At 50.6% G+C, this 14,407-nt stretch carries 15 protein-coding genes, 1 tRNA gene and 1 pseudogene; 12 read left to right on the forward strand and 5 right to left on the reverse strand.

The genetic code is table 11. The features are described from left to right. Positions 1-14: 14 nt before the first annotated feature. Positions 15-1,618, reverse strand: a pseudogene (locus tag IDM48_RS03985) (helicase HerA-like domain-containing protein). Between the two features lie 262 nt (positions 1,619-1,880). On the opposite strand from IDM48_RS03985, the gene IDM48_RS03990 reads away from it, so the two are divergent. Next, on the forward strand, positions 1,881-4,886 hold the full coding sequence (locus IDM48_RS03990; protein WP_238398039.1) for a UPF0182 family membrane protein: 3,006 nt from the start codon (positions 1,881-1,883) through the stop codon (positions 4,884-4,886). A gap of 140 nt (positions 4,887-5,026) precedes the next feature. After that, positions 5,027-5,100, forward strand: a tRNA-Met gene (locus tag IDM48_RS03995). Here the strand turns inward: IDM48_RS03995 and IDM48_RS11815 are convergent. After that, on the reverse strand, positions 5,060-5,422 hold the full coding sequence (locus IDM48_RS11815) for a helix-turn-helix domain-containing protein (RefSeq protein ID WP_083147272.1): 363 nt from the start codon (positions 5,420-5,422) through the stop codon (positions 5,060-5,062). The genes IDM48_RS03995 and IDM48_RS11815 overlap by 41 nt on opposite strands. A 110-nt stretch (positions 5,423-5,532) precedes the next feature. On the opposite strand from IDM48_RS11815, the gene IDM48_RS04005 reads away from it, so the two are divergent. The 4 genes from IDM48_RS04005 to IDM48_RS04020 all read left to right on the forward strand — a co-directional run bounded on the left by IDM48_RS04005 (position 5,533) and on the right by IDM48_RS04020 (position 8,894). Next, on the forward strand, positions 5,533-5,769 hold the full coding sequence (locus IDM48_RS04005) for a helix-turn-helix domain-containing protein (RefSeq protein ID WP_068171340.1): 237 nt from the start codon (positions 5,533-5,535) through the stop codon (positions 5,767-5,769). Positions 5,770-6,393: 624 nt separating this feature from the next. Further along, positions 6,394-6,798 (forward strand): hypothetical protein, encoded by a 405-nt coding sequence (locus IDM48_RS04010; protein WP_068171335.1) that lies wholly within the window; start codon positions 6,394-6,396, stop codon positions 6,796-6,798. Positions 6,799-6,838: 40 nt separating this feature from the next. Next, entirely contained in the window at positions 6,839-7,741 is a 903-nt protein-coding gene (locus tag IDM48_RS04015) for a hypothetical protein (protein WP_068171330.1), read from the forward strand. A gap of 124 nt (positions 7,742-7,865) precedes the next feature. Continuing rightward, positions 7,866-8,894 carry a DUF2637 domain-containing protein gene (locus IDM48_RS04020; RefSeq protein ID WP_190618152.1) on the forward strand — a complete coding sequence of 343 codons (1,029 nt, stop codon included), beginning with the start codon at positions 7,866-7,868 and terminating at the stop codon, positions 8,892-8,894. Between the two features lie 108 nt (positions 8,895-9,002). On the opposite strand, the gene IDM48_RS04025 is transcribed toward IDM48_RS04020, so the two are convergent. Next, positions 9,003-9,779 (reverse strand): transposase family protein, encoded by a 777-nt coding sequence (locus IDM48_RS04025; RefSeq protein WP_190616923.1) that lies wholly within the window; start codon positions 9,777-9,779, stop codon positions 9,003-9,005. A 300-nt stretch (positions 9,780-10,079) separates the two neighbouring features. Between IDM48_RS04025 and IDM48_RS04030 the strand changes: the two genes are divergently transcribed. The 6 genes from IDM48_RS04030 (at position 10,080) to IDM48_RS04055 (ending at position 13,456) form a co-directional block, all read left to right on the forward strand. Further along, positions 10,080-10,565 carry a sigma factor gene (locus tag IDM48_RS04030; RefSeq protein ID WP_068171322.1) on the forward strand — a complete coding sequence of 162 codons (486 nt, stop codon included), beginning with the start codon at positions 10,080-10,082 and terminating at the stop codon, positions 10,563-10,565. Then, positions 10,565-11,266: a hypothetical protein gene (locus IDM48_RS04035; protein ID WP_190618154.1), complete on the forward strand. Its 702-nt coding sequence runs from the start codon at positions 10,565-10,567 to the stop codon at positions 11,264-11,266. The genes IDM48_RS04030 and IDM48_RS04035 overlap by 1 nt, the downstream gene beginning before the upstream one ends. Further along, complete coding sequence (locus tag IDM48_RS04040; RefSeq protein ID WP_158004408.1) at positions 11,229-11,651, forward strand: hypothetical protein; 423 nt, start codon at positions 11,229-11,231, stop codon at positions 11,649-11,651. The genes IDM48_RS04035 and IDM48_RS04040 overlap by 38 nt, the downstream gene beginning before the upstream one ends. Positions 11,652-11,663: 12 nt before the next feature. Further along, on the forward strand, positions 11,664-12,254 hold the full coding sequence (locus IDM48_RS04045) for a hypothetical protein (protein ID WP_068171312.1): 591 nt from the start codon (positions 11,664-11,666) through the stop codon (positions 12,252-12,254). A 140-nt stretch (positions 12,255-12,394) separates the two neighbouring features. Beyond that, positions 12,395-13,147 carry a hypothetical protein gene (locus IDM48_RS04050; protein WP_068171310.1) on the forward strand — a complete coding sequence of 251 codons (753 nt, stop codon included), beginning with the start codon at positions 12,395-12,397 and terminating at the stop codon, positions 13,145-13,147. A gap of 15 nt (positions 13,148-13,162) precedes the next feature. After that, positions 13,163-13,456 (forward strand): hypothetical protein, encoded by a 294-nt coding sequence (locus tag IDM48_RS04055; protein ID WP_068171307.1) that lies wholly within the window; start codon positions 13,163-13,165, stop codon positions 13,454-13,456. Between the two features lie 259 nt (positions 13,457-13,715). Here the strand turns inward: IDM48_RS04055 and IDM48_RS11820 are convergent, their stop codons facing one another. Both IDM48_RS11820 and IDM48_RS11825 read right to left on the reverse strand, forming a co-directional pair. After that, positions 13,716-14,075, reverse strand: coding sequence for an integrase core domain-containing protein (locus IDM48_RS11820; RefSeq protein ID WP_369796766.1), 360 nt, complete (start codon positions 14,073-14,075; stop codon positions 13,716-13,718). Next, positions 14,029-14,385 (reverse strand): hypothetical protein, encoded by a 357-nt coding sequence (locus tag IDM48_RS11825; RefSeq protein WP_420803878.1) that lies wholly within the window; start codon positions 14,383-14,385, stop codon positions 14,029-14,031. The genes IDM48_RS11820 and IDM48_RS11825 overlap by 47 nt, the downstream gene beginning before the upstream one ends. Positions 14,386-14,407: the final 22 nt, after the last annotated feature.

Below are 14,407 nucleotides of genomic sequence, written 5' to 3' on the forward strand. Positions count from 1 at the left end.
TATAGGCTCAGGGTTTAGAACAAGCCGCCCAGACCGCCTTTACGGCCGGAACGCTTGGTGCCAAAGATGGATCGCACGATCTCGCGACCCAAGGTAGTGGCAATGTTGGTGCCCACCCTCATAACGGCGTCGTTGCGTTTCTGACGCTCGCGCTCTTCTTCTTTAGCGCGTTTCTCGGCTTCTTTAGCTTCAGCAGCTGCACGCTTTTCGGCTTCTTTTGCTGCCGAATCATTAGCCTGACTCTGCTGGGCGGAGGCGGTCTCTTGCTGCGTTGCTTCTGCTTTCTGGGTGAGCTTCTCAAAAGCAGATACCGAATCGACCACCGTGGCGTACTTAGTATTCAGCGTGCTGTTGTTCACGGTGGCGCTGAGCGCTTCGGGAGCCGATCCCATGAAAGACTGCGGTGCGTACATGCGGGTGAGGGCAACCGGTGAGGGTGCGCCGGTTTCGGTCATGACGGTTACGATTGCCTCGCCGGTTCCCGCCGTCGTCAACACTTCTTCGAGATCATAAGCAGATTTGGGGAAGGTCTTTGCTGTTGCTACCAGCGCCTTTTGGTCATCGGGGGTGAACGCGCGCAGAGCGTGCTGTACGCGGTTAGCGAGCTGACCCAGAACTTCGGCGGGTACGTCCTTAGGTGTCTGCGTAATGAAGAAGAGCCCTACACCTTTAGAGCGAATCAAACGCACAGTCTGAGTGATGGCCTCTTTGAACGCTTTAGAAGAACCGTTGAAGAGTAGATGTGCTTCATCGAGAAAAAAACGAGTTTAGGCTTTTCACCATCGCCCACTTCGGGCAAATCTTCAAAGAGATCAGCCAGCAGCCACATGAGGAAGGTAGAAAATAGCTGGGGCTTAGACTGCAGATTAGCCAGCTCTAAGATGCTGATGATGCCGCGGCCGTCGGAGGCTGTGCGCAAGAACTCGGCTGTATCAAATTCAGGCTCGCCAAAGAACTTGTCCATACCATCTGCTTCAAGGGTGACCAGACCACGCAGGATGACACCGGCAGGCGCCTTAGATACTCCACCTAGGTTCTCCAGCTCGGCTTTGCCTTCGGCTGAGGTGAGGAATTGGATGACCGCACGAAGATCGGCAAGGTTATAGAGTTCGAGCTCTTTTTGGTCAGCGTAGTGGAAAATTAGCTACAACGCCGATTCCTGGGTGCTGTTCAGGTCCATCACTCGAGAGAGCAAAATTGGACCGAATGATTCAATGGTGGCGCGGATAGGAACACCGGTTCCTTCACCGCCGAGAGTGAAGAATTCGGCGGGGTAGGAGGTGCCCTGCCACGTTTGACCCAGCGCCGACGTCCGCGCGACGAGCTTGTCATTGGATTCGCCGGGGGCGGCGATTCCTGAGAGGTCGCCTTTCACGTCTGCCATAAAGACAGGCACACCGTTGGCTGAAAGCTGTTCAGCGAGTACCTGCAAGGTTTTTGTTTTACCGGTACCGGTGGCACCAGCGATGAGACCGTGGCGGTTCATCATGGCAAGGGGGAGTGAGACATGAACATCTGGCTGAGGTTCACCGTTGCTCAGGGCCACGCCAAGATTTACTGTGGCACCTTCAAAGGTGTACCCGCTTTTAATTGCATCAAGCTGAGCATCATGAGACATGGCTTCAGTATAACTTTCAGTGTTCCAGCTAGCGGGAACGACCTGAGGAATCTGAGGGTTCTTCCGGTAATAACACTTCGCGTGATAAACGCGATTTCGCTGGGGCGGTAGTGAAACTGCTTCAGGAAGCTTTTCGCGATTAAGAAATAAATCCCCATGCCACCTTTATCTTTGGCACAATGGATAGACACCTAAGTGCGGTGCCAAGGCACCGTCAGACCGGCGAATATAAATCGCACACCACTGAAGTTTCGAGGAAGATGTGAGCACCGGAGCAGCTAGCCCGCCCCAATCCCGCCGTCCACAACGAAAAAACAGCACTCTTATCACCACGCTGGTGATAGTGGGAGTGCTGATTGCGCTCTTTGTGTTTGGCACGCAAATCTATACCGATGTTCTCTGGTATGACCAGCTGGGTTTCTTGAATGTTTTTGTCAAAGAAAACCTCTATAAACTTGCTCTTTTCGCTTTAGCAGGGCTGATTACTGCAGCGGCAGTGTGGGCAAGCCTTTACTTTGCATACAAAAAGGGTCAGGCGCCTCAAGCGCCGAATCGTCGTCCCCATCGCCCTTACTCGCAGACTGCCCCTGGGCAGGGAGTGCCGGGGCAGGATCCTTTTGCTGAGTTCCAAGATATGTTCAACCAGAACATGGATCGCTACCGTCAATCGGTAGATAGCATGCGAAAGGTTTTGCTGATTGCAATTCCTCTCATTCTTGGCTTGTTCGTCGGTAGTGGCGCGATGTCCCAGTGGGAAACCGTTGCTCTTTTCTTCAACGGTGGAGAATTTGGTCAGAAGGATCCAGAATTTGGTCGAGACTTAGGCTTCTTTATTTTTAGCCTCCCTTTCTGGAAAGCGCTTCTTACTTTCTTGAGCACCGTCGTTATTCTTTCGGCACTTGCCGGAATCGTCATGCATTACTTCTACGGCGGTATCAAAGTTAACGAAAAAAGTATTGATACTACTCGCGCTTTCCGTATGCATGCAGCGGTTTTGGCGGCTCTCTACTTGGTTTTGCGCGGTGCCCAGTTCTGGCTGGAGCGTTACACCGCTACTCAGTCCCAGTCCGGTAAATGGGCTGGCGCTATGTACACCGACGTCAACGCGATTATCCCCGTCAAATCTATTTTGGCGATTGCTGCCGTTTTGGTTGCGGCGTTCTTCATCGTGGCGGCTTTGACCAACCGGTGGCGGCTACCCGTCATCGGTATTGCCGTGATGTTGATTGCGGCGCTAGTTGCCGGTGCCGTATACCCCTGGATTGTTCAGCGCTTCCAAGTTGTTCCTAACGAGCAGGCAGCGGAGAGCGAATATATCCAGCGCAACATCGATTCAACTCGCGCTGCATTCGGGCTAGAAAACATTGATGTGCAAAATTATGATGCAACTACCGCCACCAACGCCGGAGCTTTGAAGGGGGAGAGCGAGACCATTTCTAACATTCGTTTGTTGGATCCGAACGTAGTATCGGCGTCTTTCGCTCAGCTTCAGCAGTTCCGCCCCTACTACCGGTTTGATGACAACTTGGCAGTGGACCGCTACAAAATCAATGGCGAAACCCATGACACCGTGCTGGCAGCACGCGAATTGAACCCTGCGCAGAATGCTGATTCTTCGTGGATTAACCAGCATGTTGTCTACACCCACGGCTATGGCGTGATTGCCGCTTACGGGAACCAGGTTGAGGCAGACGGTAAGCCAAAGTTTATGCAGGATGGCATTACAGCAACCGGCGAGATTAGCGAGAACTATGAACCTCGAATCTACTTTGGGCAGACCTCTCCCGAATATTCGATTGTGGGTGGCTCTGAGAGCGACGACGCGCTAGAGCTTGACCGCCCCCAGACTGCTAACGATCAAGAAAATGCCGACGCCAAGTACACCTTTAAGGGTGACGGCGGCCCGAATATTGGTAATTTCTTCAACCGTCTGGCGTACGCCATCAAGTTCCAGTCTTCGGATATCTTGCTTTCTGACGTCGTTCGTCCTGAGTCACAGGTGCTCTATGACCGTGATCCTACCGACCGCGTCAATAAGGTAGCTCCTTACCTTACGGTGGACGGCAACCCCTATCCTGCGATCGTCAATGACCGCGTGGTGTGGATTGTGGATGCGTACACTACCAGCGATCAGTACCCTTACTCGCAGTCGCAGGAGCTCGGTGAGGCGACCGTCGATTCGGAGACACAGTCAGGTGCTGCCGCTGCCCTTCCCAACAAGGAAGTAAACTACATTCGTAACTCTGTTAAAGCTACGGTTGATGCCTATGACGGTTCAGTAGACCTTTACGCATGGGACGACCAAGATCCTGTGCTTAAAGCATGGCAGGGGGTCTTCCCCCAGACCGTAAAACCGGTTTCTGAGATGAGCGCGGGCCTGTTGGATCACGTGCGTTATCCGCAGGACATATTCAAGGTTCAGCGTGAAGTACTGAACAGGTATCACGTGACCGATGCCGGGTCGTTCTATGCAGGCGACGACGTTTGGTCAGTTCCTAATGATCCCACTGTGGAGCAGGCGACTCCGTTGCCTCCTTACTACCTCTCATTGAAGATGCCTGAAGAAGAACAAGGGGCTTTCTCTCTGACGACGAGCTGGATTCCGCAGCAGTCCGATGACAACACTCGTAACGTCATGTACGGATTTATGTCTGCCAACGGCGATGCAGGTACCGGCAAGGACGGCGAGGTCTCAGATCAGTATGGAAAGCTCACATTGCTTGAGCTGCCTCGAAGCTCTGTGGTGCCTGGTCCCGGTCAGGCGCAGAACAACTTCAACTCTGACACTGAAGTCTCTACCGAGCTGAACCTGTTGCGTCAGGGCGCCTCTAAGGTAACCAACGGTAACTTGCTGACTTTGCCGGTTGGAGATGGCATTCTTTATGTGCAGCCGGTCTACGTGCAATCCTCTGGCGATTCTTCTTACCCGACCTTGCGTCGAGTACTCGTTGGGTTTGGTGAAAAGGTAGGCTTTGCGCCCACGCTGGAAGAAGCTTTGAACGAGCTATTCGGGGGTGACTCGGGCGCGCAGACCGCTGCTGACGCTGGTGTGGACGAAAAGAAGGCTGACACGGGATCCTCGGATAAACCGGATGAGTCTTCCGATTCGCCGTCACTACAGCAAGCGCTCAAGGACGCTTCTGCAGCGATGAAGGATTCTGAAAAGGCGATGAAGGACGGCGATTGGGCTGCCTATGGTGAAGCTCAGGACCGTTTGAATAAGGCGCTAGCGCAGGCTATGGAAGCTGAGGGCGCTGTAGCCGAGTAATATCGCGCTACCGCTGGAGATGAAGCTCCGGGTTCTCTTTCTCTGAGGAGAGAAGAACCCGGAGCTTTTGTGTTGTCTCTTACAAAGGGGGCTTTTAGGTTGCAGCAGGTTAACGGCATGTGTATAGTTATAGAAGTCGCCGCGGGGTGGAGCAGTTCGGTAGCTCGCCGGGCTCATAACCCGGAGGTCGCAAGTTCAAATCTTGCCCCCGCAACTACATCGTAAGAAGCCCCATTCGGTATAAAGCCGATTGGGGCTTCTTCTTTATTCCCTTCATTGTTTGTAACGGTGGAGGGGATTTTTGCGTTTAAGATGCCTTCGCCAAGTAAGTCGGCTAAAGAAATTTCTAAAGCAGCAGCAATGGTAATTAAATCTGTAATGCTGATTGCGATTTTCCCACGTAATTTTTCAGATACGGATGACTGAGTAACTCCCAGGATTCGAGCAATATCGCCTTGGTTGAGGCCTCTTCGAGCCATCCAAATTTTTACTTCTTTACCCACGGCTTCGGCGGGGGTGATGATTGTTTTTGCCATACCTTCAAGCTACAAGTATTTCTGGATAATAGCAAGTAAAAATGAAAAATTATTGGCTAAGCCGATAAATAAAGATTGCGCATTATCGGTATCACCGATAATGTGTGAGTATGACCTATGCAGATTCCATCGCGGGCAACATCCGAGCCAAAGTTAGCCGCCGCGAAATCAACCAAACAGACCTAGCTCAACATCTAGGTATTTCTCAGGCTCAGATGAGTTCCCGACTTAGAGGTCGAGTTGAATTCAAACCCAGTGAGATTGAAAATATTGCTAATTTCATGGGTGTAGAAATTGAAGAACTCACCAAATACGTCAAATTTTCAACCACTCATAATGGTGCCTAGCTATAAGCAGCAAAGCACTTGAATGGGCTCGTACCCATGAATTCGAAAACAGCGCCGTAGGATGAACAGCAATCCTCCGCTTCCTTGCAGGGCAAGCTGACGACGACGGTTACATCCCCGATCACGAAGGTGATAAAGGCGTAGCGTTCATCATTCACGAAACGTGCGCTAGTAAATCCACTGTCATCCGAGCTCTCAAAGAGTTCGAACAGGCTGATTTGCTTCATCGTGAACGACGCGCATATGCAGACTTCGGCGGCCGTCAAACAGACCTGATTGTCCTTCATCTTTGGAATAGGGGCACTAAAACTCCGTGGCGAACTATGAAGGCACTCAAGCAACTTCAAAAGAGTAATCAGGCACGATTTGGGATTCCCATCGAAGAAGTGGAAGTAGAAAATCAGCCTGTGAATAACTCCAAAAACACACAAGGTGTCACTCTGACACTTAGCGGTAATTCCGGGGCAAACACACAAGGTGTCACTCCGACACCTTCAGAGAGGCTAGGTGTCAATCTGACACAGGCTAGGTGTCACTCTGACATAAACGACACTCCCGCCTTAATAGGAACGCGCGCACAGACTTCTCTAATCAGTCAGTCAGTCAGTCAAAAAAGAGCAACCTGTGGATAACTCAGAGACTGACCGACCAACCGAAAACCTCAAAAAATCTCCTGCACCAGTCAGCAGAATTACCCGAGGCGTGAATCATCAAGACCTTCGAATGAATCTCAAAAAATCCTCAGGTCTCGATTCTGGTCACATCAATGATGATGTGCTGGCTCAAATGATTCAGATCGTTTTTTCTCGAGCAACCCAAGATATCCGAAGCCCTCAACCCTTCGCCTTCAGCTGCATTTCCAAAGAGTTCTACGAGCTTGCCTCCCTGGCTGAATCAGTAATCGAGCATAAACAGTCACAACAAAAACCCCGTATCGTTACCTGCCCTGTCCACCACATGGAGCACTCGGCTGAGCGAGAATGTCCTGGACACCGAGCCGACCGACTCGCTGGAATTCTTACCCCCTAAAAAGTCTTGCAATCCTAACCATTTCTCAAAGGAAAATATCATGAGCGCACTTTTGCAAACCCCCGTATTCGAGCCAGCCGAAGAGGTAGAAGTTCTCCCCGAACTCACCCTCGATCAAGCCAAGCAAATCACCAAAGACCTACCCCAGTCAGCCACACTCTTGCAGAGCCTGTGCGTGATGGCATACAGCCAGCGCATCTGGCTCACCATGGGTTACACCAGCTGGGATGCGTACCTGGACGGTGAAATCGGTGAAGAACGCTGGATTCTGCCACGTCACCGCCGCGGTGACTTCATCAACCAACTAGCCAAGGAAGGAATGCCCACTCGCGCCATTGCCTCAGTCGTTGGACTTTCGCATATGAGCGTGGCTAAAGAAATCAAAAAAGCTAAAGAAGCCGGAGCTCTCCCCGAAGACTTGCCAACCATCGGACGTGATGGACGCACACGCAAAGCGCTCGTGCGAAAAGCACCTGCGGCTGTACCTAATGAACAACTGGACTTGCCCGTAGCTGATCTAGGGATTGGCTTTTTCAAAGCCGCAGAGAGCAAAACAGCTACCCCTGCAAAAGCTCAACGAGCAGCCACTGACCCCTTCGATACCACTATCACGGCGGTCAATGAGGAATTACCTCGCGGTGAAGATACACCAGATGATTACCTGTACTTCCCAGAAATTCTTGAGGTCTCCACCGAGCTTGAAGAGCTCTTCAAGAAAGCTATGACCGCGAATAATCGGCAAGTTTTTGACCCCGGGAGTGTTTCGCAGAAGATGGCTCAACAGGTCGTGCATACGTTGCTTGCCGGCTCAGGTTTGCTCAAACTCTTCAACCTACAACCGGACTTGCTAGGAGATTCAGAGCAACTAGCAACCGCAGTGGATTCCACGGTTATCACGCTCGATGAGGTCGTGACCACCCTGCGTGAAGATGAACAGGGCTAGGTTGATGAAGCGTTTGGCGGATAAAAAATGTGGCGATCCGTCTTGCACGGCAGATCGCCACATGAAAAAACTTGTCAAACCAGTTTATGCAATTACGAGATACAACACTCTAGGAGACCAAGTTATGAAAACAGATTATCAAAGAACTGGAACACCTGTGAAGAATATCCCCAGAACTAGGCAGAACCGGATCAACCCGGACTCTATCCGAACCCTCTGGTTCACCGTCATTTTGATTGGGCTATTGGGGCTCACCTCTTTCATGGTCTCGTTCAATGGTTTGCATGATGTCGCCGCTTGGGTAGGGCTGCCAACCTGGATGCGATGGGCTGTACCAATTTTTATTGACATTGCGATTCTGGCGTATTCGATGGCTGCGGTGATTCATAAATCCCGTAAAGAACCTGTGGGTCTGACCTGGTTCACGCTCGGGGCGTTCACCACGATTTCAGTGGTCGCTAACGCGGTTCACGCTTTGAGCGTCGGAGAGGGACAGACCGTGTTGCAGTCGTGGATTGGTGCGTGTATTGCTGCTACGGCTCCTGTGGCGGTTTTTGCGGCAACGGAAGAAGCATCACGATTGGCTTTTGCTGTTCCTGATGAAGAAGACACTGAGCCCGAAGCTGGCTCAGAAGAGCGCACGACTTCTGTGAGACGAGTGGATGATGTTCTGGCGGAGAGGTTACTGGAGGTGCCTACCTCATCTCCGACGGTGAGCGCAGTGGCTTCTGTTCCGGCTCAGTCAGCTATCAGTGCTAACCCTCGTGTGGAGCATCAGCACTTTTCTGATTCTGAGACTGGGGTTGTTGAGGAAATAACAGCAGATACTCCCGAAGAAACTCTCCCACAGGGCGAGCAAGAGGATTCTGTTGCGCAAGAGGTTTCTTCAGTAGATTCAGAATCTGAGCCTGAGGTGGTTGTTGACGATGAAACCGAAACCAGTTCAGAGGCGATCTCTGCGGTAACTGCCGAAGAGCTGCCCGAGGAAGATCAGAAACTAGCACGCTGGGTCAATGAGCAAATAGAAGAAGGCGTCAAGATTACCGGAGCTGCGGCAGGTCGTTTTCTTGATGTCTCTGACCGCACAGGTCGCAACCGTCTGAACCGTTTACGTGAGCTATATCCGGCGGTATTCGAGGGCGAAATATTGTGAACTTCGATGAAGCTATCTCAGTCACAAGCATTGAATGTGAGTACACTCAATGGTGGCTGGTTCCTTCGTTCGCAATAACCGGTTTTTTATTTCCCCACATATTGAGGCTTATTCAAAAGTCCTCCCAGCCGCATAAAACACCAGGCCCCGCACCACCGAAAACACCTGCCGATACAAACTCAACGGCCGCCTAAACCCCGAATAAAGAACCCGCCAGGTCTTCACTTGAGCGATAACCCGCTCCACCACAGCCCGTAATCTATTGATAATGCGATTATTATCCTTGACACCCTGAGGCACTTTCACACCAGGCTTACGCCTGGTCGGGGTTGCTAACCCCAGGCCTATATAGCCCTTATCGGCCAGAGTCGAGGAATCCAGTAGCTGATCTAGCCCGTGAGCTCTGAAAGCATGAGCATCATGCCTTGCCCCGGGTAGCGGGTCAGTGATGACTAAGAGCCTGCCATCGAGGGTGCAGATGACTTGGTGGTTGAAACCGGTTCGTTTATGTTTGCCCGAAAAATTTGTTTTTCCTAGTGAACGCCAGTTCCAGGTGGGTACAAGAGTTCCATCGACAACCAAAGAACCTGGTACATCCAGGCTCATTTTCAAAGGCTGTTCTAGAGGTTTGAAGACCTTTGCAAGCGCCTTTTCGATAGTGTTGATGGTCCGTGAGATAGTAGGTTGCGAGACGGTGAAGATTTCAGCAAGTAGCTCTTCGGTGAGATTGTGTCGGTGGTAGAGCAGAGTGGTTTTGAGTGCCTGAGCTGGAGTGAGGGCTGGTGGTCTTCCTCCTGGTTTACCCCAGATGAGTTGGTTGGTCAGGGCTGTCAGTAGAGCGGCAAATTGCGTGGCGGTAAGGCCGGTTGTACGCTGGTGGTGCAACGGTTCTTCCTGGTGCGGTTTGAGAATATTTGTGGTTATTTATCCTCAAGGTTGCCGCTATGGTGGGGCCGTTGTCTAGTTGGTGGGTGTGAGGTGTGTGCATACTTTTGAATAAGCCTCATTTTTATAAAACACAAATAGACCGGATTGTGTCTTTTGAAAAATCACTCATCAGCATCTGCAAAGGAAATCATGTCTAACCCGCTAAAAAACACCGATAGTAGCTTCTGGGCGCTGTCATGCTTGCGTAGGTGTTGATGAGCCCTACCGCCCTACTACTGGCAAAGAGACGATGTCATCATGAGCAAAGCAACCGAAGAGGTATGGACTGCTGAGCGTATCGAGGCGCTAAAACAAAGTCGTAGGGCAGTGAAGTCTTACCTGAGCAAGTGGGGTTTGACTTTCCTTGATGCAGAGTATGTGGTGCAAGAAACGTACCTGCAAGCCACACGAAAAATTGATTCTTTTGACCCAGAGCGCGGTTCGTTCGCTGAGTGGATTAATGCTGTGGCAGTGAATCAGGCTCGTTCGATGGTTCGGGCGCATAATTCGCGGGCTAAAACTGATCAAGTGTATAAAAATTTACAGTTGAGTCAGGACGCACTGGTGGATGAACCACAACTGGCGTGGGAGGATTCCTCGGTGACGATTGAGCGTATCGGCACGGTGCTGGCGATGGTGAAATTGTCGGTAGAGCATCAGCATCTTTTTGAGCGGTCCTTGGTGCTCATTCGTGATTTTGATGGTGATGTGTCTGCGGCGGCGGTGAGTCTGGTGGCGGTCTGATGTCCTTGTCGGAGCTTCATGTGGGTCAGTTTGTGTTGGCTCAAATCGGAGTTGATGCTTCGCCGGTGGCTGATCCGAACAGTCCCGATACTGAGTTTGGTAATTCTGCGGAGGCTTTGGTGTATCCGCGTGTGTTGGGCACAGTTGTTGGTGTTAATACCGCGGAGAAGACGGTGGAACTTTCTGCCGTGTCGCGCGAGAGCGAACGAGATTTCACTGTTCATGTTCGTCCATTGGAGACGCAGGAGAAGTTTCGAGTGCTTACTGCGGAGCAAGCTGAGGCTACTCTGGGGGGTGCTGAGTGGGCTGTGAACCGTGATGCTGTTCTGGAGACTTTCGGCAGTGTTACTCTAGCGGATATTGAACCAGGAGATTACATCACGGCTGCGCATCTGAAGATTTTGCCTTCTGTATGTGAAGAATTTATTGACCTGAAAAACGTCCTAGTGACGGGGGTCAATGTTTCTGGTCGAGTGCTGCATATGGCGTATGAGGATGGTCTGCATCTAGCAGTAGAAGCTGAGGCGGGTGCTCATTGTTATGTGGAGTCGTTAGCTGCTGCTCAGACGATTGCTCTGGCTGCCACGATCCGCGATAGTAGCCCGGTGTTGGCTTTGGAGGCTGCCGATATTTCTGAGATGGCTGTGGGTGATGATGTGCAGGTTGAAGGTCAAGACGTGCGCAACAGATACCACTATTGATGTTCGTGGCACGGTGATGGCGGTAGAGCCTACCACCGAGGAGATCGCCGGTTCTGTCACTGTTGCTGATGAAGATGGTCATCAGCATGTGGTGGTGACTGATGGTGAAGAGGATATTCATCGAGTCAGTGGCGGCCCTGTTCAGGAGCGCGTAACGCAAGTACCTCGTGCGGAAGAACTGATCCAAAGTTACAGTCGAGAGTTGAACGAGCATCCGGAGACTCGACGGATTGCTTGTGCTCAAATTCGTCCTGGGGACAGGGTAATTGACGGTCAGCAGTGGTTTAACGTGATGCGCACTAAACAGCTCAGTCCGGAGTCGGTGGCTATTACTGTTCTCACGGAGCGCGGGTTGGTCACCACTGGTATTTCTCCCGATACGTAGGTGACGGTGGAGATGAGTCCTGATTCTGGTGTTGCTGAGCAGAACTGGCGTACTCGTTCGATTAGTCGCGTGCGTACTGGGGATGTGATGGGTTATGAGGGTCAGATTCTCAACGTTGAGGAAGTTCAGCCGCAGTCTGATGGGACTGTTTTGGTTTCTGGTATGAGGGAGCTTGAGGGGGTATTGGAGCCTTCGGCTTTGCGTCTGTGGAAACAGGAGTCTGTTCAGGTGCGGCAACCGTTGTGTGCGGTGGAACGTGCCGGGGTGGTTGGTGCTTTGGAGCCTGCTAAGGTTTCTGATTTGCAACCAGGAGATTTGTTGCAGACTCGTCATGATGTTCTTGTTGTGGTGATTGATGTGAAAGAAAACTTTGAGTCTTCGGGTAAGACTCGGGTGTATTTCCAGATGATGGCTGAGGGAAGGACTAATCCTATGTTCTATGATCATGTCCCTGGCCATGAATTGAATCGTTACCAGAAACATCAGGTTCTTCAGATTCAGCAGGTTCTGGGGGAGAGTACTTTGCGGACTGCGGTTGCTGAGGTTGCTCCGGAGCCTATGTATTTGGGTCTGGAAGATTCGGGGTTAGATTTTCGGCTGTAGAGATTTATAGGATTGCGCAATAAAAAAGAGCTTAACAATCGAAAATATTAGCTAACCCTGTTGCATTTTGAATGTCAGCTCAACAGACTTGAACCGAGGCTTAATTGAGCCTCGGTTCATTGATAACTGAGGAAAAATCTATGCGAATCACAACAAAGGTGTTGTCTTCTTCTGCACTAGCTCTTCTTCTTCTGACCTCCTCAGGTCTAGCCCAAGCTGGAACGGTCACTTCCAGCCCTGACAGCTCTAAGGAATTACGCAGCTCAGCTCTCATACATGTCCCCTCAACAGAAGCAAGCGACGCAGAACAGTCCATATCTGCATATCAAGAAGAGGTTGAAGAGCTATATGCAGAAGGAGATATTATAGCTTTCTCTCCAACTGCCCCTGAAGGAAGTAAATTCTTCGCAGGAGAAGTAGCTTCGGACTTAGATTCTCTTCACCATGATTCTTCAACGTCAACAACTCCGGAGAGCAACCTTTATCTGAACCCCATAAAAATCGGTTTATGCAACGCTGGTAGAGAAAATACTGTCGTTTACACTATCCGCAATTCGAAACATAACGGGAATATCGATCTAAAATGCGGAAATAAAGACAACGGATACGTGCACATTCGGAGCAGGCATGAAGGCGATTGGAATAACGCAAAGGGAGGTTTCGCTGGATACTGGGATGATTTTATGCTGTATTCAACAATCAATGCTTTACAGGCACCTTCATATAGTCGGCAGCAGAATTCAACCACTCGCTGTTATGTAACTCCTATTCAAGTCTTCAAAAAAGTTAATAGAAAACCGGTATACCAAAAAACAATCTATCCCCGTGTGGCGGTTTCTACAAACAATCGTAAAGTCATCACATCATTTCCCACGGGAAATAAAACCTGTTAGGGACACTATAGAGATATGAATGTTTCTGACGAAAATGTACCGATGTTTTCAGCTAATTACACCCTGGACCCTTTCGTGGATTACATGGTTGATGAGTTGCATCCTTATTACGGTTTTAGAGAAAAATTCTCTTCAGAACTTATCCAGCGATATGAACATTGGTGTTCTTTCTTTCTGGATAATTTCACGGAAGAGAACCATGGTTTCTACAACCAAGACCAGCGTGCATGGTTCGATCGAGAATACATTCAACTTGCCAATGAATTTCGTCAACTAGGTCTGGTCTTTCGTCTGGATCTATGGTGGTAAATTTCTAGATATGTAGAGACCCAGTCCCTTGAGGGCTGGGTTTCTACGTCAATTTGTTGTACTTGCGTCTTTACGAGGCGTCACCTAGTCTGTGTACTCTCTTTACTCTTTAAATGGAAAACGGGAGAGGAGCAAATCTGCTCAACTCTCCCGTTCCTATAACTCGCAACGAAAACAATGTGGGCGGGTGTTGGTGTTCCACGGAATAACACAACTAGGGGATGGTTGTCCTGATATGTACGTGGTTTAGTTCCGACAATTATAAGACCACTAAAGCACCATCGACCACCTCCTGAGGAGTCCGATAACCAAGACCCTGATGCAACCGAACCCGATTCCACCAGCGCACCCACTCAGCCGTCTCCAACTCCAATCGAGCCACAGAATCAAACAGGCGATCCTTGACCATCTCCGCCTTATACGCACTATTGACGGACTCAGCCAAAGCATTATCATAAGAATCCCCAGTAGAACCCACCGACAGCTGCACACCCAACGCCTTCAAATCCTGGGTGTAACCAGTAGAAACATACTGTGACCCCCTGTCAGAATAATGCACAATCTGCGTTAGATCAGAACCATCTTTCTTCGCCTGGAACAAAGCCTGCTTCAAAGCCATCAAAGGCATCCCCAGAGTATGCATCGTCGAAGACACACCCCAACCCACAATCTTCCGGGGAAAACACATCAGTAATGAAGGCCGTATAACAGAAGCCAGAATACGTCCTGATATAGGTGAAATCAGCTACCCACAGCCGGTTCGGGGCAGTGGCGGTAAAATCCCGATTCACCAAATCAGGACGGTCATCAACCACTGTAGCAGCCCGAGTCGTGACAGGCTTACGACCCCGATGAGCACCAGCAACACCGGCTATTTTCATCAGCCGGTAGGTCTGATCCCGACCGATGTTCCAGCCGACCCGGTTCATGGCGTGCCACATTTTGCGCACA

Source organism: Rothia amarae (assembly GCF_014705945.2).
GTDB lineage: Bacteria > Actinomycetota > Actinomycetes > Actinomycetales > Micrococcaceae > Rothia > Rothia amarae.